Raw genomic sequence first — 19,466 nt, 5'->3', positions numbered from 1 at the left:
GTCAGGCCCGCCGGGCCAGTTCGGCGAGCCCGGCGATCGCCGATTCGATGCCGTCGACGAGCACCTCGAGGTCCGGGCTGCTGTCGTAGTCGGCGAGGATGCCGAAGGTCAGTTGGTCGGTGTAGGAGAGCATGGCGATGCCGACCCGCAGCCGCAGGGCCAGCGGTGGGATCGGCAGCATGGTCAGTACCCGGCGGCCGAACATCCGCACCGGCTGGCGGGGACCGGGCACGTTGGTCGCCAGCCCGGTGACGTTGCGCTGCGGCAGTCGGCTGACCGCGCGCACCGTCCACGCGGTGAGCGGGAACGGCAGGAACCGGTTGGCGGCGCCGACGACGTTGGCCCCGGCCTGGCGCTGGCCGTTGGACTTGGCTCGGCGCATCCGCAGCCGCAGCGCCTTGAGCTGGGCCAGCGGGGTGGGCTCGTCGACGGGCAGCAGCGGCAGCATCAGCGACACCCGATTGTCCGGGGTGTGCAGCGCGGCGGTGTCGCGCACCGAGACCGGGATCAGCGTGCGCAGCGAATCGTGTCGGGGCGTCTCGCCGCGGTGCAGCAGCACCTGCCGGTAGCCGTGGGTGACCGCGGCCAGCGCGACGTCGTTGAAGGTGGCGTCGAAGGCGCGGCCGATCGCGCGGATGTCGTCGATCGAAACCCGGGCGGCGCGGTACCGGCGCAGGCTCCCGACCGGCCCGTTGAGCGAGTTGCCCGAGGTGGGGCGCACGATGTCACCGACGATGCCGAGGGTGCCGCGTACGGTTTGCGCGGCCAGGTCGGCGGCGCCGCTGGACAGCTCCCAGACCGCCTTGCCCCAGTCCAGCGGGTTGAGGCTGATCCGGGACAGCGGGCCGGCGTCGGCGGGGGCGTCGGGTGAGTGGGCGTCTGGCAGCTGGGTGGCGAACGAGTCCAGCTCGCCGTCGTCGCTGAAGGCGGCCATCATCGCCGTCGCCGAGACCCCGTCGGCGATGCAGTGGTGCAGCTTGATGATCAGCGCCCAGCGCCCCTCGGCCAGCCCCTCGACCACCCAGCATTCCCACAGCGGGTAGTCGCGATCCAGGCGGCGCTCGATGATGTCGGAGACCAGGGCGAACAGTTCGGTGTCGGAGCCGGGGGCCGGCAGCGCGACGTGGCGCAGGTGGTGGCCGAGGTCCAGGTCGGGCACGTCGACCCAGTGCGGGGGCTCTAGGTCCAGCGGGTGGGTCCGCACCGCCTGGCGCAGCCGGGGCGCCCGGGCCAGCCGCTGGGCCAGGCTGTCGGCGAGTTCGTCGAAGCCCGGCGGCGGACCCTCCAGCACCGTGACGCTGCCGATGGCCAGGCTGATCCGCGGGTCGGAGTCCTCGACCTGCAGGAACCCGGCATCCAGAACCGAGAGCTGCTCCATATCTCCACTATGCCCGCTGTGAGGTGGGTCTCAGCAGTGCCGGAGGGCGGTGCCGACGGGGACCTCGGGCCCAAAGCCCGGCCCGACGGCGGGGCGGGCGGGTCGGCGGCCGCCGTGGCGCTTCGAACAAAGATTCGATAATCTGTTCGGGTGGGTTGGCACAACGGGCCGCCGAGCTGGGCCGAGATGGAACGGGTGCTGGGCGGCCGGCCGGCCGGCGGATCGCACCGGCGCGCGGGCCTGCCGCTGGATTCACCGGCCCGGCCGAAGCCGCGGGCCCCGGCGAGGGCCGGTGGCGGGGCAGCCGGTGCCGACGTGGCGTATGCCGAGCTGCACGCGCATTCGGCTTACAGCTTCCTCGACGGCGCAAGCACCCCCGAGGAGCTGGCCGCCGAGGCGGCCCGGCTGGGCCTGCGGGCGCTGGCGCTGACCGATCACGACGGGCTCTACGGCGTGGTGCGACTGGCCGAGGCCGCCCGCGAGCTGGAGCTGGCCACGGTGTTCGGCGCCGAGCTTTCCCTGGACCCGGGGCCGGGGGAGCGCACCGACCATCCCGACCCGCCCGGCCCGCACCTGCTGGTGCTGGCGCGCGGTCCCGAGGGCTACCGGCGACTGTCCCGGCAACTGGCCGCCGCGCACCTGTCGGGCGGCCGAAAAGGCAAGCCGCGGTACGACTTCGATGCACTGACCGAGGCCGCCGGCGGACACTGGCAGATCCTGACCGGCTGTCGCAAGGGCCATGTGCGCTCGGCGCTGACCGCAGCCGGGCCGGACGCCGCCGCGGCCGCGCTGGCCGACCTGGTGGACCGGTTCGGCGCCGACCGGGTCAGCGTCGAGCTGACCCACCACGGCCACCCGCTCGACGACGAGCGCAACGCCGCGCTGGCCGCGCTGGCCCCGCGGTTCGGGGTGGGGGTGGTGGCCACCACCGGGGCGCACTTCGCCACCCCGGACCGGGGCCGGCTGGCCGCGGCGATGGGAGCCATCCGGGCGCGGCAGTCGGTGGACGCCGCCGCGGGCTGGCTGGCCCCGCTCGGCGGGGCGCACCTGCGGTCCGGGGCGGAGATGGCGGCGATCTTCGCCCACCGGCCCGAGGTCGTCACCGCCGCCGCCGAACTCGGCGAGCAGTGCGCGTTCGGGCTGGCGCTCATCGCGCCCCGGCTGCCGCCGTTCGCGGTTCCCGACGGGCACACCGAGGACAGCTGGCTGGGTGAGCTGGTCCGGGTCGGCGCCGCCGACCGCTACGGGCCGCCGGCCACCGCCGAGCGGGCCTACCACCAGCTGGACCGCGAGCTGGGCATCATCGCCCAGCTGGGCTTCGCCGGGTACTTCCTGGTGGTGCATGACATCGTCGCGTTCTGCCGCGAGCAGGACATCCTGTGCCAGGGCCGCGGATCGGCGGCCAACTCCGCGGTCTGCTACGCGATCGGGGTCACCGCGGTGGACCCGATCGTCAACAACCTGCTCTTCGAGCGGTTCCTGTCCCCGGCCCGCGACGGGCCGCCCGACATCGACATCGACATCGAATCGGACCGCCGCGAGGAGGTCATCCAGTACGTCTACCAACGGTACGGCCGTGAGCACGCCGCGCAGGTGGCCAACGTCATCACCTACCGCGGCCGCAGCGCGGTGCGCGACATGGCCAGGGCGCTGGGATTTTCGCAGGGCCAGCAGGATGCCTGGAGCAAGCAGATCGGCCGCTGGGGGCGATCCGGGCCTGTCGACACCGAGGGCATCCCCGAGCAGGTGCTGGAGTTGGCCGGCCAGATTCGTGATCTGCCACGGCATCTGGGCATCCACTCCGGCGGCATGGTGATCTGCGACCGGCCGATCGCCGAGGTGTGCCCGGTGGAATGGGCCCGGATGCCGGGCCGCAGCGTGCTGCAGTGGGACAAGGACGACTGTGCGGCAATCGGTTTGGTGAAGTTCGACCTGCTGGGGCTGGGCATGCTCTCGGCGCTGCACTACGCGAAGGACCTGGTGGCCGAGCACCACGGCATCGAGGTCGACTTCGCCAAGCTGGACCTCGCCGAACCGGCGGTCTACGAAATGCTGCAGCGCGCTGACTCGGTTGGGGTGTTCCAGGTGGAGTCCCGCGCCCAGATGGCCACCCTGCCCCGGCTCAAGCCGCGGGAGTTCTACGACCTGGTGGTCGAGGTGGCGCTGATCCGGCCCGGGCCGATCCAGGGCGGCTCGGTGCACCCCTACATCCGGCGCCGCAACGGCCTGGAGCCGCCGGACTGCGAGCACCCGTCGATGCAGAATGCGCTGCGGAAAACCTTGGGGGTTCCGCTGTTTCAGGAACAGTTGATGCAGCTGGCGGTGGACTGCGCCGGGTTCACCGCGGCCGAGGCCGATCAGCTGCGCCGGGCGATGGGCTCCAAACGCTCCACCGAGCGGATGCATCGGCTGCGCGGGCGGTTCTACCAGGGGATGGAGCGGCTGCACGGCGTCACCGGCGAGCTGGCCGAGCGGATCTATGAGAAGTTGGAGGCCTTCGCCAATTTCGGGTTCCCGGAGAGCCATGCGCTGAGCTTCGCCTCGCTGGTGTTCTACTCGTCCTGGCTCAAGCTGCACTACCCGGCGGCGTTCTGCGCGGCGCTGCTGCGCGCCCAGCCGATGGGCTTCTACTCGCCGCAATCGCTGGTCGCCGATGCCCGCAGGCACGGGGTCATCGTGCACGGTCCGTGTGTGAACGCCAGCCTGGTGCACGCCACCCTGGAGAACCGCGGTGCCGAGCTGCGGCTCGGCCTCGGCGCGGTCCGGCAGATCGGCACCGAGCTCGCCGAGCGGCTGGTCGCCGAACGCGAAGCGGGTGGGGCGTTCTCCTCGCTGCTGGATCTGACCGGCCGGATCCGGCTGAGCGTGCCGCAGACCGAGGCGCTGGCCACCGCCGGGGCGCTGGGTTGCTTCGGGACCGACCGTCGTCGGGCGCTGTGGGCGGCCGGGGCGGCCGCGGCCGAACGGCCCGACCGGCTGCCCGGGATCGGCACCGTCGCCGCCGCGCCGAGCCTGCCGGGCATGAGCCGGCTGGAACTGGCCGCCGCCGACGTGTGGGCCACCGGGGTCAGTCCGGACAGCTTCCCCACCGAGTTCCTGCGCGGGGTGCTCGACGAGCGCGGGGTGCTGCCCGCCGCGGCCTTGCCGTCGGTGCCCGACGGGACCCGGGTGCTGGTGGCCGGGGCGGTCACCCACCGGCAGCGCCCGGCCACCGCCGGCGGGGTGACGTTCGTCAACCTGGAGGACGAGACCGGCATGGTCAACGTGCTGTGCTCGCCCGGGGTGTGGGCGCGCTACCGGCGGCTGGCGCAGACCGCGGTCGCGCTGGAGATCCGCGGCATCGTGCAGAACGCCAGCGGCGCGGTCACCGTCATCGCCGACGCGATGGCCCGGCTGGAGCTGGGGGTGGGGTCGCGGTCGCGGGATTTCCGCTGAGCATTGTGTACAACTTTGGCAATGTGTTCACTGGGTCGGTGGTGCGGGCGGTAATCTCACAGGCATGACCCTGGAACTGACCAACGACGAGCTGCTGACCACCACCCGCTCGGTGCGCAAACGTCTCGATTTCGACCGGCCGGTGCCGCGGGAGATCCTGATGGAGTGCCTGGACATCGCCCTGCAGGCGCCGACCGGCTCCAACGCCCAGGGCTGGCAGTGGGTCTTCGTCGACGACCCGGACAAGAAGAAGGCGCTGGCCGACATCTACCGGATGAACGCGACGCCGTACCTGAGCCTGCCGAGCCCGGAGCGCGGCGACATCCGCGATCAGCAGATCACCAAGGTGCAGGACTCGGCCCGCTACCTCAGCGAGAACTTCGAGAAGGCCCCGGTGCTGATGGTCCCGTGCCTGGAGGGCCGGCCCGACGGGGCGGAGGCCGGGCTGACCGCCTCCTACTGGGGCTCGCTGCTGCCGGCGGTGTGGAGCTTCATGCTGGCGCTGCGGGCCCGCGGGCTGGGCTCGTCGTGGACCACGCTGCACCTGCTGGGCGAGGGCGAGCGGCAGGCCGCCGAGCTGCTCGGCATCCCGTTCGAGCAGTACGCGCAGGGCGGGCTGTTCCCGATCGCCTACACCAAGGGCACCGACTTCCGGAAGGTGCAGCGGCTGCCCGCCGCGGACCTCACGCACTGGAACAGCTGGTAGCGCCCGCGGTCGCTCACCCCGCGCCGGCGAAACCCTGCTGGCGCCACGCCTCGTAGGCGGCCACCGCCGCGGCGTTGGACAGGTTCATCGACCGCCGGCCGGCCAGCATCGGGATCCGCACCTGCGCGCTGATGTGCGGGTCGGCCAGCGTCTGCTGGTCCAGGCCGGTGGGCTCGGGTCCGAACATCAGCACATCCCCGGGCCGGTAAGCGATGTCGGTGAACGACGTCTGCGCACGGGCGGTGAACGCGAACACCCGCGCCGGCATCAGTGCCCGCCAGGCCGCGGGCAGCGACGCGTGCACGGTCACCGAGGCCAGGTCGTGGTAGTCCAGCCCGGCCCGGCGCAGCTTCGGCTCGGACAGGTCGAAGCCCAGCGGTTCGACCAGGTGCAGCTCGGCCCCGGTGCCCGCGACCATCCGGATCGCGTTGCCGGTGTTGGGGGCGATCCGGGGGCTGTGGAACAGGACACGGAACATGTCGACGATGATGTCAGCATGGCCGAACTCGAATGGACCGACCGGGAGTTCACCGGCGCCGACTTCCGCGACGACGACCTGGCCGGGCTGCGCACCGAACGCACGGTGTTCGACGGCTGCGACTTCACCGGAGCCACCCTGACCGACTCGCACCACGTCGGCTCGGCGTTTCGCAACTGCGTCTTCACCCGGGCCACGCTGTGGCAGTCCAGCTTCACCGGCTGCTCAATGGTCGGCGCGGTGTTCGGCGACTGCCGGCTGCGCCCGGTGACCTTCCACGAGGTCGATCTGACCCTCGCGGTGCTCGGCGGCGCCGATCTGCGCAAGGCGGATCTGTCCGGCTGCCGGCTGCGGGAGGCCTCGCTGGTGCAGGCCGACCTGCGCGAGGCGAACCTGACCGGGGCGGACCTGTCCGGGGCGCGGACCGTCGGCACCCGGCTGGACGGCGCCGACCTGCGCGGCGCCCGGGTGGGCGCCGACCTGTGGACGACGGCGTCGCTGCGCGGGGCGCGGATCGACGTGGACCAGGCGCTGGCCTACGCCGTCGCGCACGGGCTGGTCGTCGGCGCTAACTGACCGCGCGTTTGGTGACCCGGCGCAGCAGGGTGCCCTCGCCCTTGAGCCGGATGTGCCAGCGCACCCACCCGGTGTAGACCACGCACAGCAGGATCAGCAGGCCGATGTTGGTCCACCAGGCGCCCGCCGTGTGATGCCAGAACGGGTCGTCGGGCAGCAGCGGCGGCCCGACCAGCCGGGTCAGGTCGATGGTGGACGCCGAGGCCCCGAAGCCCCAGCGGGCCGGGGTGACCCAGGACAGCTGGTCCAGGACCACCCGCCCGGTCACCGGGATCAGGCCACCGGAGAACACCAGCTGGCTCATCACCGCCACCACCAGCAGCGGCATGATCTGCTCGGCGGATTTGGCCAGGCCCGACAGTGCCAATCCGGTCATCGCCGCGGCGATACAGGTCATCGACATGTCGACGTACATCTCCAGGCTGCGGTTGCTGAAGAACGCGCCGTGCTCGACGGCGCCCGGACCCCAGCCCTTGCCGATCAGGGTGATGGTTATCACGATCGAGGACTGCACGATCGCGAACACCGTGAACACCGCGACCTTGGCGCCCAGATAGGCGGTGGTGGACAGCCCGACGGCCTGCTCGCGGCGGAAGATCGCCCGCTCGCCGATCAGCGCGCGGATGGTCAGCGCGGTGCCCATGAAGATCGCGCCGACGTTGAGCATGACCAGGATCTGGCCCGGCTCGTTCGGCGCCGCGCCGCCCTGAATGGCCGGCACCGCCTGACCGAAGCCCACGCTCTTGTCGTTCTCCCCGCCGCCGGGCACCGACAGTGACAGCACGCCCATGATGAACGGCAGAAACAGTAGGAAGCCGGTGTAGGCGCGGTCGGCGAGCACCAGCTTGACCTGGCGGCGGGCCACCGTGGAGAACTGCCGGATCAGGCTGGTCTTGGCGGGTTTGCCGAGATCCGATGGGGTTTGGGTGGGCGGTGCCACCGGTGCCGGGCCGGAGCGCTCCAGGTACCGGCGCCCGGCGGTCTCCGGGTCGGCGGCCACGGTGGAGAAGATGTCGGCCCAGTTGGTGGTGCCCAGCTCCGGCCCGATCTGCGACGGCGGGCCGAAGAACGCGGTCTTGCCGCCCGGGGCCAGCAGCAGCACCTGATCGCAGACGTCCAGGTAGGTCAGCGAGTGGGTGACCACCAGCACCACGCGGCCGGCGTCGGCCAGCTGGCGCAGCATCGTCATCACCGCGCGGTCCAGCGCCGGATCCAGGCCCGAGGTCGGCTCGTCGAGGATCAGCAGCGACGGGCCGGTCAGCAGCTCCATGGCCACCGACGCGCGCTTGCGCTGGCCGCCGGAGAGTTTCTCCACCCGGGTGTCGCGGTGCTTGGTCATCTCGAGTTCCTCGAGGACCTGCGCGACGACCTGCTCGCGGTCTTCCTTGGTGGTGTCCGGCGGCAGCCGCAGCTCGGCGGCGTACATCAGCGCCTGGTGCACGGTCAGCTGGCCGTGCACCACGTCGTCCTGCGGGACCATCCCGATCCGGGAGCGCAGCGAGGCGTACTCGGCGTGGATGTCGTGGCCCTCGAAGCTGACGGTGCCGGTGGTCGGGCTGGTGACGCCGGCGACCTGGCGGGCGAAGGTGGACTTGCCCGCGCCGGACGGGCCGATCACCGCGGTCAGGGTGCCCGGCCGGGCGGTGACCGAGATGTTGTCCAGCAGCGTCTTGTTGCCCTCGATGGTCCAGGTCAGGCCGCGGACCTCCAGGCCACCGGTCTTGGTGTCGGCCTCGGTCTGGGTGCGACGGCCCAGCGTGGCGCCGTCGAAGACCAGGTCGATGTTGCCGATGGTGACGGTGTCGCCGGGACGCAGCATCGCCGACTCGACGCGCTGGCCGTTGACGAAGGTGCCGTTGATCGAGCGGTTGTCCAGGATCTGGGTGCCGGCCGGCGTGGTCACCAGGGTGGCGTGGTGGCGGGAGGCCAGCACGTCGGGGATGACGATGTCGTTGTCGGTGGCGCGACCGATCTTGATCGACCCGGGCGGGGCGGCCGGGGTGCGGCCGGGCCGCAGCATCTTGAGCATGCTGGTGGCCAGGTTGGCGCCGTCGCCGCCGGCCGGCGGCGGGGTGGCCGCCGGACCCATCATCGTCGGCGTGTTGCCGGGGGCCGGCGGCAGGTTCTGCGGCGGCAGCTGCCCGCTCGGCGGGTACTGCGGCCGGGCGCCGGTCGGGTACTGCGGGCGGGCGCCGGTCTGATACTGCGGCTGGGCGCCGCTGGGCGGGAACGGCGGGCGGGGGCCGCCGGTCGGGTACTGCGGCTGGGCGCCGCTGGGCGGGAACGGCGGGCGGGGGCCGCCGGGCGGGTAGCCGGGGCCGCCCGCGGGCGGATAGCCGCCGACCACCGGCACCGCCGTCGTCGGCGTCCGGCCGGCCGAGCCGACGTGCCGGCCCACCTCGAAGGACAGCAGCGGGCCGTCCGGGTTGCCCAGGTTCAGCGCCGCGCCGTCGTGGATGTCGGCGGTCGGCACCCGCTGGCCGTTGCGGTACATGCCGTTGAGCGACCCGTTGTCGATCGCGACCCAGCGGCCGTTGTCGAAGCGCAGGATCAGATGCGCGCGGGAGATCAGCGGGTGGGCGACTCGAACGTCGGCGCGCAGATCGCGCCCGACGACGATGTCACTGCCGGGGGCGAAGTTGCGCTGCGAGCCGTCGTAGCGAACGGTCAACGTGGGCGCGGCGGATCCAGTCATCGCGACCAACCTTAACGGCTGCCCAATGGGCTACCGGTCCGGCGCACCGGTCAGCGTGCAGTAGGTGTGGCTGTAGATGGTGGGCATGCACTCGTTGCAGTGGTTGCACACCGAACGCACCCGGCCGTCGGCCTCGATCCGGTTCAGCAGATCCGGCTCGGCCAGCAGCGCGCGGCCCATCGCGACGAACTCGAAGCCCTCGTCCATCGCCAGGTCCATCGTCTCGCGATTGGTGATCCCGCCGAGCAGGATCAGCGGCAGGGTCAGCTCGGCGCGGAACCGTCGGGCCTCCTTCAACAGGTAGGCCTCCTGGTACGGGTACTCGCGCAGGAACTTTTTGCCACTGATCCGGATCCCCCAGCTCATCGGCGGGGAGAACGCGGCGGCGAAGTCCTTGATCGGGGCGCCGCCGCGGAACAGGTACATCGGGTTGAGCAGCGAACTGCCCGAGGTCAGCTCCAGGGCGTCCAGGCCGCCGTCCTCCTGCAGCCAGCGCGCGGTCTGGATCGACTCGTCGAGGTTGATCCCGCCGCGCACGCCGTCGGACATATTCAGCTTGGCGGTCACCGCGATCTTGCCGCCGCCGTACTCGTCGACCGCCTGGCGGACCGCGCGGACCACCCCGCGGGCCACCTTCGCCCGGTTCTCCAGCGACCCACCGAACTCGTCTTTGCGGCGGTTGATCAGCGGAGACAGGAACGAGCTGGCCAGGTAGTTGTGGCCGAGATGAATCTCGACGGCGTCGAACCCCGAGTCGATGGCGATCCGGGCGGCGTTGGCGTGCGCGGCCATCACATCGAGAATGTCGTCGCGGGTGGCGCGGCGGGCGAACTTCATCGCGATCGGGTTGAAGAACCGGACCGGGGCCAGCCCGTCGGCCCGGTTGGAGCGGGAGTCGGCGACCGGGCCGGCATGGCCGATCTGCGCGCTGATCGCCGCGCCCTCGGCGTGGATGGCCTCGGTCAGCCGGGTCAGTCCGGGCACCGCCTCGGGCCGCATCCAGATCTGTCTGCGGTCGGTGCGCCCGCCCGGGGTGACCGCGCAGTAGGCCACCGTCGTCATGCCGACGCCACCGGCGGCCGGGCGCCGGTGGTAGGTGATCAGATCGTCGGTGACCAGGGCCTCCGGGGTGGATGCCTCGAAGGTGGCGGCCTTGATCACGCGGTTGCGCAGCGTGATCGGACCCAGTTTGGCCGGACTAAACACATTTGGGCTGGTGTTCACCTCCGCACTCCAACACGGTGACGCCACCGGTGTCAATCGCGGCGGGTGCGGGCACCGGTGGCAGAATTGCGGCCGTGACTGCGATGGTGCTCGACGGCAAGGCAACCCGGGACGAGATCCTCGTCGACCTCACCGCCCGGGTGGCGGCGCTGACGGCGGCGGGCCGGACCCCCGGACTGGGCACCATCCTGGTCGGCGACGATCCGGGCTCGCAGGCCTACGTCCGCGGCAAGCACGCCGACTGCGCCAAGGTCGGCATCACCTCGATTCGCCGCGACCTGCCCGCCGACACCACCACCGAGCAGCTCAACGCGGCCATCGACGAGCTCAACGCCGACCCGGCCTGCACCGGCTACATCGTGCAGTTGCCGCTGCCGCGGCAGCTCGACGAGAACGCCGCGCTGGAGCGCATCGACCCGGACAAGGACGCCGACGGGCTGCACCCGACGAACCTGGGCCGGTTGGTGCTCGGCACCCCGGCGCCGCTGCCGTGCACGCCGCGCGGCATCGTGGCGCTGCTGCGCCGCTTCGACGTGCCGATCGCCGGCGCGCACGTGGTGGTGATCGGCCGTGGCGTCACCGTCGGGCGCCCGCTGGGGCTGCTGCTGACCCGGCGCAGCGAGAACGCCACCGTCACGCTGTGCCACACCGGCACCGCCGACCTGCCCGCGCTGACCCGGCAGGCCGACATCATCGTCGCCGCCGTCGGGGCGCCGCACCTGGTGACCGCCGACATGGTTCGCCCCGGCGCGGCCGTCGTCGACGTCGGGGTGTCCCGGGTCGAGGGCAAGCTCACCGGCGACGTGCACCCCGACGTGTGGGAGGTGGCCGGCCACGTCTCGCCCAACCCGGGCGGCGTCGGCCCGCTGACCCGGGCGTTTCTGCTCACCAACGTCGTCGAGCGCGCCGAGTCGCTCGGGTGAACACCGCCGCGGGCTGGAACTGGCAGGCCGGGGTCCGTCGGCAGTGGCCGATCATCTGCGTGTTCCTGATCTTCGTCGGCGCGTTCGGTCTGGTCGCCGCCGGGTTCTGGCGCCGCGGTGCGCTGCTGATCGGCATCGGGGTGGCGGTCGGCGCCGGGCTGCGGCTGCTGCTCGGCGAGGAGGCCGCCGGGCTGCTGGTGATCCGCTCCCGCGCGCTGGACTTCGCCACCATGGCCAGTGCCGCGACCGCGATGATGTTCATCGCCGCGACCATCGACCCGCTCGGGACCAGCTGACCGCGCCCGGACCGGTCGCCGCGGTCAGTCGCCCGCGGGCAGGTCGGCGCGCACGCAGGTGGTGATGTAGGGCAGCGCCACGCCGGGGGAGTTGGTCAGCGCCGGGTGCCGGGCCAGCAGATCGCGTACCCCCTGCAGCGCCCGGGTCCGGACCTCCGCCGGCGAGGTGATGCAGTAGCTGCGCGAGGCAACCAGGTCGATCAGCGCCTTCGGGGTCAGGTAGTTGGTCCACTCCACCCGGTGCCGGGCCACCTCGGCGAACGGCGCGGGCAGCCCGGAATGTGCATCGAGCGGATCGTGGTCGAAGCCGACGATCTCGCCGAGTTCGCGGACCCAGCCCAGCCGCTGATCCGGGGTGTTCCACAGCAGGCCGAGCCGGCCGCCGGGCCGCAGCACCCGGGCCACCTCCGGGATCGCCCGATCCGGGTCCACCCAGTGCCAGGCCTGCGCGACCAGCACCGCGTCGACGCTGTCGTCGGGCAGCGGGATCTCCTCGGCGGTGCCGAGCAGCGCGGGGGTGTCCGGCAGCGACGCGGAGAGCACCTCGAGCATCTCGGCGATCGGGTCGACGGCCACCACGTCCAGGCCGCGTTCGACCAGCCGGGTGGTCAGCTTCCCGGTGCCCGCGCCCAGATCCAGCACGGTGCGCGCGCCGGTGGGCAGCAGCCAGTCAACCGCCTCCGGCGGGTAGGAGGGCCGGCCCCGCTCGTAGGCCGCGGCCTGCGAGCCGAAGGACAGCGAGCGCGGCGTTGCGTTCATTGCCCGGCCAGCTCGAGGGTGCGGCGCAGCAGCGCCGCCACCGCGTCGGCCTCGATCAGGAAGCCGTCGTGCCCACTCGGGGAGTCGATGACGTCCAGGCCGGCGCAGCCGGGCAGCAGCTCGGCGATCTCCTGCTGCAGCCGCAGCGGGTAGAGCCGGTCGGAGGTGATCCCGCCGACGACCGTCGGCACCGGGCAGGCCGCCAGTGCCGCGGCCACCCCGCCCCGGCCGCGGCCGACGTCGTGGCTGCTCAGCGCGTCGGACAGCGCGACGTAGCTGCCCGCGTCGAACCGGTTGACCAGCTTGGCGCCCTGATGTTCCAGGTAGCTCTGCACGGCGTACCGGCCGCCGGTCAGCGGATCCTCACCGCCCTGCGCGGCGTTGCCGAACCGCTCGTCGAGCTCGACCTCGCCGCGGTAGGTCAGATGCGCGACCCGGCGGGCCACCTCCAGGCCGGCGTCCGGGCGCCGCCCGGTGCCGTGGTAGTCGCCGCCGAGCCAGTTCGGGTCGGTCTTGATCGCCGCGATCTGGGTGCTCTGGGTGCCGATCTGGTCGGCGGTGGCGCGCGCACCGACCGCCAGCACCAGCGCCGCACGCACCGATTCCGGGTGTGCCAGCGCCCATTCCAGTGCCCGGGCACCGCCCATCGAACCGCCGAGCACCGCCGCCACCTCGGTGATGCCGAGCGCGGCCAGCGCGGCCACGTCGGCGGCGACCTGGTCGCGGATGGTCAGCTGCGGGAACCGGGAGCCCCACGGCCGGCCGTCGCGGGCCAGCGAGCCCGGACCGGTCGAGCCGCGGCAGCCGCCCAGCACGTTCGTCGCGATCAGGCACCAGCGGTCGGTGTCGATCGCCGCGCCGGGGCCGGCCATCCCGTCCCACCAGCCGGGGGTGGGATGCCCGGGGCCGGCGGGCCCGATGACGTGCGAGTCGCCGGTCAGCGCGTGCAGCGCGATGACGGCGTTGTCCCGGGTGGGGGACAGCTCGCCCCAGCGCTGCACGGCGATGCTGACGTTGTCGAGCAGCGCGCCGTTCTCCAGCTTCAGCTCACCGATGTCGACGATGCCGACCTCGCCCTGAGCCGGCAGGGCCACGGTGGTTGGGATCTCGGAAATGGTCACCTCTCGCCCCTAGGCGGCGGTCGCGGCGGCCGCCAGGCCGCGCTCCAGGTCGGCCAGAATGTCGTCGATGCCCTCGATCCCGACGGCCAGCCGGACCAGGCCCGGCGTCACGCCGGAGGCCCGCTGTTCGGCCTCGGAGAGCTGCTGGTGGGTGGTCGAGGCCGGATGGATCACCAGCGAGCGCACGTCGCCGATGTTGGCGACGTGACTGTGCAGGGTCAGCGCGTCGACGAACGCCTTGCCGGCCGCCAGCCCGCCGGCCAGCTCGAAGGCCAGCACCGCGCCGGTGCCGCGCGGCGCCAGCCGCTGGGCCCGCTGGTGCCACGGCGAGCTCGGCAGCCCGGCGTAGTGCACGGCGGTGACCTCGTCGCGGTCCGCCAGGAACTGCGCCACCCGCGCGGCGTTGGCGACGTGCCGCTCGACCCGCAGGCTCAGCGTCTCCAGGCCCTGGGACACCAGGAACGCGTTGAACGGCGACCCGGCCGAGCCCAGGTCGCGCAGCAGCTGCACCCGGGCCTTGAGCGCGAACGCCGGTGCGCCCAGGTCGGCGTACACCACGCCGTGGTAGCTGTCGTCGCCGGTGGTGAAGCCGGGGTGCCTGCCCTGGGTCCAGTCGAAGGTGCCGCCGTCGACGATCACCCCGGCGATCGCGGTGCCGTGCCCGCTGAGGTACTTCGTGGCCGAGTGCACGACGACGTCGGCGCCGTGCTCGAACGGCCGGATCAGGTACGGCGTGGCGATGGTGTTGTCCAGGATCAGCGGAATGCCGTCGGCGTGCGCGACCTCGGCGACGCCGGGGATGTCGAAGATGTCGCCCTGCGGGTTGGAGATCGTCTCGCCGAAGAACGCCCGGGTGTTCTCCCGGACCTGGGCGGCCCAGGACTGCGGGTCGTCGGGATCGGCGACGAAGCTGATCTCGATGCCGAGCCGGCGCAGCGTGTGGTGCAGCAGGTTGTAGGTGCCGCCGTAGAGCCGGGGTGAGGACACGATGTGGTCTCCGGCACCGGCCACGTTGAGCAACGCCAGCGTCGTCGCGGCCTGCCCGGAGGACAGGAACAGCCCGGCCACCCCGCCCTCGAGCGCGGCGATCCGCTGCTCGACGACGTCGGCGGTCGGGTTCATGATCCGGGTGTAGATGTTGCCCGGCTCGGCCAGGCTGAACAGCGCGGCGGCGTGGTCGGTGTCGTTGAAGACATACGACGTGGTCTGGTAGATCGGCAGCGCGCGCGCCCCGGTGGCGGGGTCGGGCTGCTGGCCGGCGTGAATCTGCTTGGTTTCAAACGACCAGTCGGCCGTGGTGGGGGTGGACACGAACTTCTCCTTGCGGGGGTCAAATGATGTGGATTGACTGACCTCAGCAGGGACACATATCGGACCGCATCAGGCTCCCTTGTCTCTATGGGGCCCGGAGAATGGTCGGACCCGCGCTTGCCGCGTAGCCGTGGCTACTCAACCTGGTCATCACCCGGGGCACCCCACCGCGGTGGAGGGTTGCCGGCCAGCAAGCCGGGGCTTGATGCTGGCGCTCATGACCGATATGCAGAGTATCGCAATCCGGTGAAACTCTGCCAGCTCGGTGCCTTCTCAGGCGGGTTGTTCGGCGGCCGGCGGAACCCGGTTCGCCTCGATGAAGTCGGTGATCAGCGCCGCGGTGCGGGCCGGGTCCTCGAACATCGGGATGTGGCCGACCCGGTCCATCCGGGTGACCACGGTGTCTGCGGGCAGCTCGCGGATGAACTGGCGGGCGAACCGCGGGTGCGGCAGCACCCGGTCCTTCTCGCAGAGCACCAGGTTGGTCGGGGCGTCGGCGTTGGCCAGCTCCTGCAGTCCCGGCAGCAGCAGTGCCTTGACCAGCAGCTGGTAGTAGGCCGCGCAGTGCGTGACGTCGTCGAGGATGGCGGGCAGGTCGGCCTCCGGCAGGGCCTGCGGCGTCGCGCTGATCGGCACGCTGGCGAACCAGCGGGTGAACGGGAACTTCAGCACCCGCCCGGCACCCAGCAGCTTGGCGATGATCCAGACCGGGAAGCCGAGCAGGAACTTGGCCACGATCTCGAACTTGACCGGGGAGAAGTGTCGCCAGCCGCCGGCCGGGGCGATTGCGGTCAGGGTGCGGGCCCGGCCGCGGCGCATCATCTCGAAGGCCACCCAGCCGCCCAGCGAATTGCCGACGATGTGCGCGGTGGGCCAGCCCAGCTCGTCCATCCGCCGCTCGACGTCGTCGGCGAGTTCCTTGGTGTCGAGGAACATCCGGGCCTTCACCCCGCCGTTGTGGCCGGGCATGGTGGGGGCGTACACCTCGTAGCGGCCGGTGTCGGCCAGCATTGGCGCGACGTCCTTCCAGACGTTCTGCGACATCATGAACGGGTGCAGCAGCAGCACCGGTTCGCCGGATCCCAGGTGAATGGCGTCGCGCACGGGCCTCATTCCTTGACAGTAGCAATCAGCCGGTACCGCCGGTATCGGGCCGGGGCCGGGTCGCGGCGGTGACCTAACCTTGACGGCCGTGATCGTCACGACCGTCAACGTCAACGGCATCCGGGCCGCGGTCCGGGAGCGCTCCACCGACAATCCCGGGCTGCTGGCCTGGCTGAAGGAAACCCGCGCCGACGTGGTGTGCCTGCAGGAGACCCGCGCCGACGACGGTCAGCTCACCGAGGCGCTGGCCCCCGCGCTGGCCGACGGCTGGCAGCTGGCCTCGGCGCTGTCGGAGCGCAAGGGCCGCAACGGGGTGGCGGTGCTGTCCCGGGTCCCGATCACCGAGGTGCGGGCCGGCTGCGGGCACGACGAGTTCGCCGACCACGGCCGCTACCTGGAGGTCGACCTCGACGACGGCGGCCAGCCGCTGACGGTGGCCAGCATCTACGTGCCGACCGGGGAGGCGCTGACCGAGCGGCAGGCCGAGAAGGAACGCTTCCTGGCGGCCACCGAGGCCCGGATGGCCGAGCTGGCCGCCCGGGCGGGGTCGGGGGGTCCCGACGCGGTGCTGTGCGGGGACTGGAACATCGCCCCGGCCGAGGCCGACCTGAAGAACTGGAAGGGCAACCTGAAAAAGGCCGGGTTCCTGCCGGAGGAACGCGCCTGGGTCGCCGACCGGCTGTCCGGCGGCTGGGTCGACGTGATGCGCACCCTGCACCCCGAGGTCACCGGCCCGTACAGCTGGTGGAGCTGGCGCGGCCAGGCCTTCGACAACGATGCCGGCTGGCGGATCGACTACCAGCTGGCCACCGCCGGGCTGGCCGGCCGGGCGATCGCCGGCGGCACCGAACGCCCGGGCGCCTACGCGCTGCGCTGGTCTGACCACGCGCCGGTCACCGTCGAGTACGCCCCGCGCCCGGCCGACGCCGCCGGGCCGGGGCAGCGTGACAAGATCGTCGGATCATGAGCGCTAAGCAGGTCGTCTTCTCCGGAGCCCAGCCCACCTCCGACTCGCTGCACCTGGGCAATGCCCTTGGCGCGGTCAAGCAGTGGGCGGCCATGCAGGACGATCACGACGCGTACTTCTGCGTGGTGGACCTGCACGCCATCACCGTCGCGCAGGATCCCGCCGAGCTGCGCCGCCGCACCCTGACCACCGCCGCGCAGTACCTGGCGCTGGGCATCGACCCGGCCCGGGCCACCGTCTTCGTGCAGAGCCACGTGCCCGCGCACGCCGAACTGGCCTGGGTGCTGGGGTGTTTCACCGGCTTCGGGCAGGCGTCGCGGATGACGCAGTTCAAGGACAAGTCGGTCCGGCACGGCGCCGACGCCACCACCGTCGGGCTGTTCACCTACCCGGTGCTGATGGCCGCCGACATCCTGCTCTACGACGCCAACCTGGTGCCCGTCGGGGAGGATCAGCGCCAGCACCTGGAGCTGGCCCGCGACCTGGCGCAACGGTTCAACGCCCGGTTCCCGGGCACCTTCGTGGTGCCCGACGCGCTGATCCCGAAGGCCACCGCCAAGATCTACGACCTGGCCGACCCGTCGGCGAAGATGAGCAAGTCCGCGGCCACCGACGCCGGGCTGATCGCGCTGCTCGACGATCCGGCCCGGATCGCCAAGAAGATCCGCTCGGCCGTCACCGACAGCGAGCGGGAGATCCGCTTCGACCCGGAGCACAAGCCCGGCATCTCCAACCTGCTGACCATTCAGTCCGCGGTCACCGGCACCCCGGTGGCCGAGCTGGTCGCCGGCTACGACGGGCGCGGCTACGGCGACCTGAAGAAGGAGACCGCCGAGGTCGTCGTCGAGTACGTCACGCCGATCCGGGCCCGGGTCACCGAGCTGCTGGCCGACCCCGCCGAACTGGAATCGATCCTGGCCGCCGGAGCGCAGCGGGCCGGACAGGTCGCGGAGCGGACCGTCGCCCGGGCCTACGACGCGCTCGGATTGCTGCCCCGACGGTCCTGAGATGACAACGACGGACGCGCGAGCGGAGCTGCCGGAGACGGCAGCGCGCCCGGGCGTCCTGGCTCGGTTGCGGGCCCGCTGGCGCTGGTTCGACCATGTCTGGCGGGCCCAGCAGCGCTACAACGACAGCAAGGGCGACTTCTACGCCGCCGGCATCACCTACTACACGATCTTCTCGCTGTTCCCGCTGCTGATGGTGGCGTTTGCGGTCGGCGGCTTCATCCTGGTCAACCACCCCGAGCTGCTCGACAGCATCGAGGGGCAGATCAAGGGCGTGGTGTCCGGGGAGCTGGGGGAGCAGCTGATCGCGCTGATGGATTCCGCGATCGCCTCGCGCACCTCCGTCGGGGTGATCGGCCTGGCCACCGCGGCGTGGGCCGGGCTGGGCTGGATGAACAACGTCCGGGAGGCGCTGACCCAGATGTGGGGCAGCCAGCGCACCGTCAAGCCGACCTTCATTCGCGGCAAGCTGTCGGACCTGGGTGCGCTGGCCTCGGCGGGGGTGGCGCTCGGGCTGACCATCGGGCTGACCGCCCTCGGCAGCACCTCGCTGCTGGCCGACCTGCTGCGCTGGGCCGGGGTGCCGGACTCGCCGCTGACCTCGGCGGCGCTGCGGGCGGCGTCGATCGTGATGTCGGTGCTGGTCGGCTGGGCGCTGTTCACCTGGATGATCGCCCGGCTGCCACGCGAATCGGCCAGCCTGCGGTCCTGTCTGCGGGCCGGGCTGATCGCCGCCGTCGGCTTCGAGGCGTTCAAGCAGGTCGCCTCGATCTACCTCAAGTCGGTGCTCACCGGCCCGGCCGGGGCGACGTTCGGCCCGGTACTCGGCCTGATGGTGTTCGCCTACGTCACCGCGCGGCTGGTGCTGTTCGCCACCGCGTGGGCGGCCACCGCGCGGGAGAACCTGGCCCCGGAGATCGTGCCGCCCGGGCCGGCGGTGATCCGCAACCGGGTGATCACCCGGCCCGCGCTGGGGCCGGCCGCCGCGGCGGCCGCGGCGGCGGGGGTCGGCGGCTGGCTGCTGGGCCGCCGCCGTCGTCGCTGACCCGTCGTCGCGGGCCCGGCGTCACTGACTGACCAGTTGCAGCCCGATGACGCAGCCGATCAGGCCGGTCAGCAGGGCCACCTTGGCCAGCGAGGCCGCCTCGGTGCCGGTGATCATGGCGACCAGCACGGTCAGCGCGGCACCGATGCCGACCCACACCGCGTAGCTGGTGCCCGGCGGCAGGAAGCGCATCGCGTAGCCCAGCCCGAACATCGAGATCACCACCGACACCCCGAAGATCGCGGTGGGAATCGGGCGGGTCAGCCCGTCGGAGCGGCTCAGCGCGGTCGCCCACACCGCCTCCAGCGCGCCGGAGAGCACCAGGATCAGCCAGGCCATGACAGCAACCTTCCGGCGCCGTCTTGTCGCTGACCGGGTACGGGGCCCCTCGTCCGGTGCCACGGGGTGTGGCACTGGCGACGGTAGCAACCCGAGTAGCGT

Annotated in this window: 17 protein-coding genes and 2 riboswitches; of the genes, 8 read left to right on the top strand and 9 right to left on the bottom strand. The window is 72.1% G+C overall.

The genetic code is table 11. From position 1 onward, the window contains the following. Position 1: 1 nt before the first annotated feature. Positions 2-1,378: a WS/DGAT/MGAT family O-acyltransferase gene (locus tag G6N10_RS09865; RefSeq protein WP_085095348.1), complete on the bottom strand. Its 1,377-nt coding sequence runs from the start codon at positions 1,376-1,378 to the stop codon at positions 2-4. 150 nt (positions 1,379-1,528) lie between these two features. Between G6N10_RS09865 and G6N10_RS09860 the strand changes: the two genes are divergently transcribed. Together G6N10_RS09860 and G6N10_RS09855 are read left to right on the top strand one after the other, a co-directional pair. Next, entirely contained in the window at positions 1,529-4,813 is a 3,285-nt protein-coding gene (locus G6N10_RS09860) for an error-prone DNA polymerase (RefSeq protein WP_085095346.1), read from the top strand. Positions 4,814-4,877: 64 nt separating this feature from the next. Beyond that, positions 4,878-5,519, top strand: a complete 642-nt coding sequence (locus G6N10_RS09855; RefSeq protein WP_085095344.1) for a nitroreductase family protein — start codon at positions 4,878-4,880, stop codon at positions 5,517-5,519. 13 nt (positions 5,520-5,532) lie between these two features. Here the strand turns inward: G6N10_RS09855 and G6N10_RS09850 are convergent, their stop codons facing one another. Then, the gene (locus G6N10_RS09850) at positions 5,533-5,997 is read right to left on the bottom strand and encodes a tRNA (cytidine(34)-2'-O)-methyltransferase (RefSeq protein ID WP_085095342.1); all 465 of its coding nucleotides are present in this window, start codon (positions 5,995-5,997) and stop codon (positions 5,533-5,535) included. An 18-nt stretch (positions 5,998-6,015) separates the two neighbouring features. On the opposite strand from G6N10_RS09850, the gene G6N10_RS09845 reads away from it, so the two are divergent. Further along, complete coding sequence (locus G6N10_RS09845) at positions 6,016-6,573, top strand: pentapeptide repeat-containing protein (RefSeq protein ID WP_085095340.1); 558 nt, start codon at positions 6,016-6,018, stop codon at positions 6,571-6,573. Here G6N10_RS09845 and G6N10_RS09840 read toward each other — a convergent pair. Together G6N10_RS09840 and G6N10_RS09835 are read right to left on the bottom strand one after the other, a co-directional pair. Then, positions 6,566-9,268: an ATP-binding cassette domain-containing protein gene (locus G6N10_RS09840; RefSeq protein ID WP_163742364.1), complete on the bottom strand. Its 2,703-nt coding sequence runs from the start codon at positions 9,266-9,268 to the stop codon at positions 6,566-6,568. The two genes, G6N10_RS09845 and G6N10_RS09840, sit on opposite strands and share 8 nt — an antisense overlap. 30 nt (positions 9,269-9,298) lie before the next feature. After that, the gene (locus G6N10_RS09835) at positions 9,299-10,492 is read right to left on the bottom strand and encodes an NADH:flavin oxidoreductase (RefSeq protein ID WP_085095336.1); all 1,194 of its coding nucleotides are present in this window, start codon (positions 10,490-10,492) and stop codon (positions 9,299-9,301) included. Between the two features lie 74 nt (positions 10,493-10,566). On the opposite strand from G6N10_RS09835, the gene G6N10_RS09830 reads away from it, so the two are divergent. Further along, entirely contained in the window at positions 10,567-11,415 is an 849-nt protein-coding gene (locus G6N10_RS09830) for a bifunctional methylenetetrahydrofolate dehydrogenase/methenyltetrahydrofolate cyclohydrolase (RefSeq protein ID WP_085095334.1), read from the top strand. Then, a complete protein-coding gene (locus tag G6N10_RS09825; protein WP_085095333.1) occupies positions 11,412-11,711 on the top strand; it encodes a DUF3017 domain-containing protein in 300 nt (99 codons plus the stop codon). The genes G6N10_RS09830 and G6N10_RS09825 overlap by 4 nt, the downstream gene beginning before the upstream one ends. 24 nt (positions 11,712-11,735) lie before the next feature. Here the strand turns inward: G6N10_RS09825 and G6N10_RS09820 are convergent, their stop codons facing one another. The 4 genes from G6N10_RS09820 to G6N10_RS09805 all read right to left on the bottom strand — a co-directional run bounded on the left by G6N10_RS09820 (position 11,736) and on the right by G6N10_RS09805 (position 16,015). Then, positions 11,736-12,470, bottom strand: a complete 735-nt coding sequence (locus G6N10_RS09820; protein ID WP_085095331.1) for a class I SAM-dependent methyltransferase — start codon at positions 12,468-12,470, stop codon at positions 11,736-11,738. Further along, complete coding sequence (gene metX, locus G6N10_RS09815; protein WP_085095329.1) at positions 12,467-13,591, bottom strand: homoserine O-acetyltransferase MetX; 1,125 nt, start codon at positions 13,589-13,591, stop codon at positions 12,467-12,469. Before metX ends, G6N10_RS09820 begins: the two co-directional genes overlap by 4 nt. Positions 13,592-13,600: 9 nt before the next feature. After that, on the bottom strand, positions 13,601-14,962 hold the full coding sequence (locus tag G6N10_RS09810) for a bifunctional o-acetylhomoserine/o-acetylserine sulfhydrylase (protein ID WP_407664023.1): 1,362 nt from the start codon (positions 14,960-14,962) through the stop codon (positions 13,601-13,603). 48 nt (positions 14,963-15,010) lie between these two features. Further along, positions 15,011-15,125: riboswitch (SAM riboswitch) on the bottom strand. 50 nt (positions 15,126-15,175) lie between these two features. Further along, positions 15,176-16,015 carry an epoxide hydrolase EphH gene (locus G6N10_RS09805; protein ID WP_085095325.1) on the bottom strand — a complete coding sequence of 280 codons (840 nt, stop codon included), beginning with the start codon at positions 16,013-16,015 and terminating at the stop codon, positions 15,176-15,178. Positions 16,016-16,094: 79 nt separating this feature from the next. Here G6N10_RS09805 and G6N10_RS09800 point away from each other — a divergent pair, with 79 nt between their 5' ends. The 3 genes from G6N10_RS09800 to yhjD are packed head-to-tail and all read left to right on the top strand — an operon-like array spanning position 16,095 to position 19,025. After that, complete coding sequence (locus G6N10_RS09800; protein ID WP_085095323.1) at positions 16,095-16,973, top strand: exodeoxyribonuclease III; 879 nt, start codon at positions 16,095-16,097, stop codon at positions 16,971-16,973. Continuing rightward, on the top strand, positions 16,970-17,980 hold the full coding sequence (gene trpS / locus G6N10_RS09795) for a tryptophan--tRNA ligase (RefSeq protein ID WP_085095322.1): 1,011 nt from the start codon (positions 16,970-16,972) through the stop codon (positions 17,978-17,980). The genes G6N10_RS09800 and trpS overlap by 4 nt, the downstream gene beginning before the upstream one ends. A 1-nt stretch (position 17,981) precedes the next feature. Beyond that, positions 17,982-19,025 carry an inner membrane protein YhjD gene (yhjD, locus tag G6N10_RS09790; RefSeq protein ID WP_085095321.1) on the top strand — a complete coding sequence of 348 codons (1,044 nt, stop codon included), beginning with the start codon at positions 17,982-17,984 and terminating at the stop codon, positions 19,023-19,025. Positions 19,026-19,046: 21 nt separating this feature from the next. Here yhjD and G6N10_RS09785 read toward each other — a convergent pair whose 3' ends face one another. Next, entirely contained in the window at positions 19,047-19,364 is a 318-nt protein-coding gene (locus G6N10_RS09785; protein WP_085095320.1) for a DMT family transporter, read from the bottom strand. 12 nt (positions 19,365-19,376) lie between these two features. Then, a riboswitch (guanidine-III (ykkC-III) riboswitch) is annotated at positions 19,377-19,442 on the bottom strand. Positions 19,443-19,466 lie beyond the last annotated feature (24 nt).

This window comes from Mycolicibacterium fallax, assembly GCF_010726955.1.
GTDB classification, from domain to species: Bacteria; Actinomycetota; Actinomycetes; order Mycobacteriales; family Mycobacteriaceae; genus Mycobacterium; species Mycobacterium fallax.
Note: the sequence above shows the minus strand (reverse complement) of the source record. Positions and strands in the feature narration are given on the sequence as shown.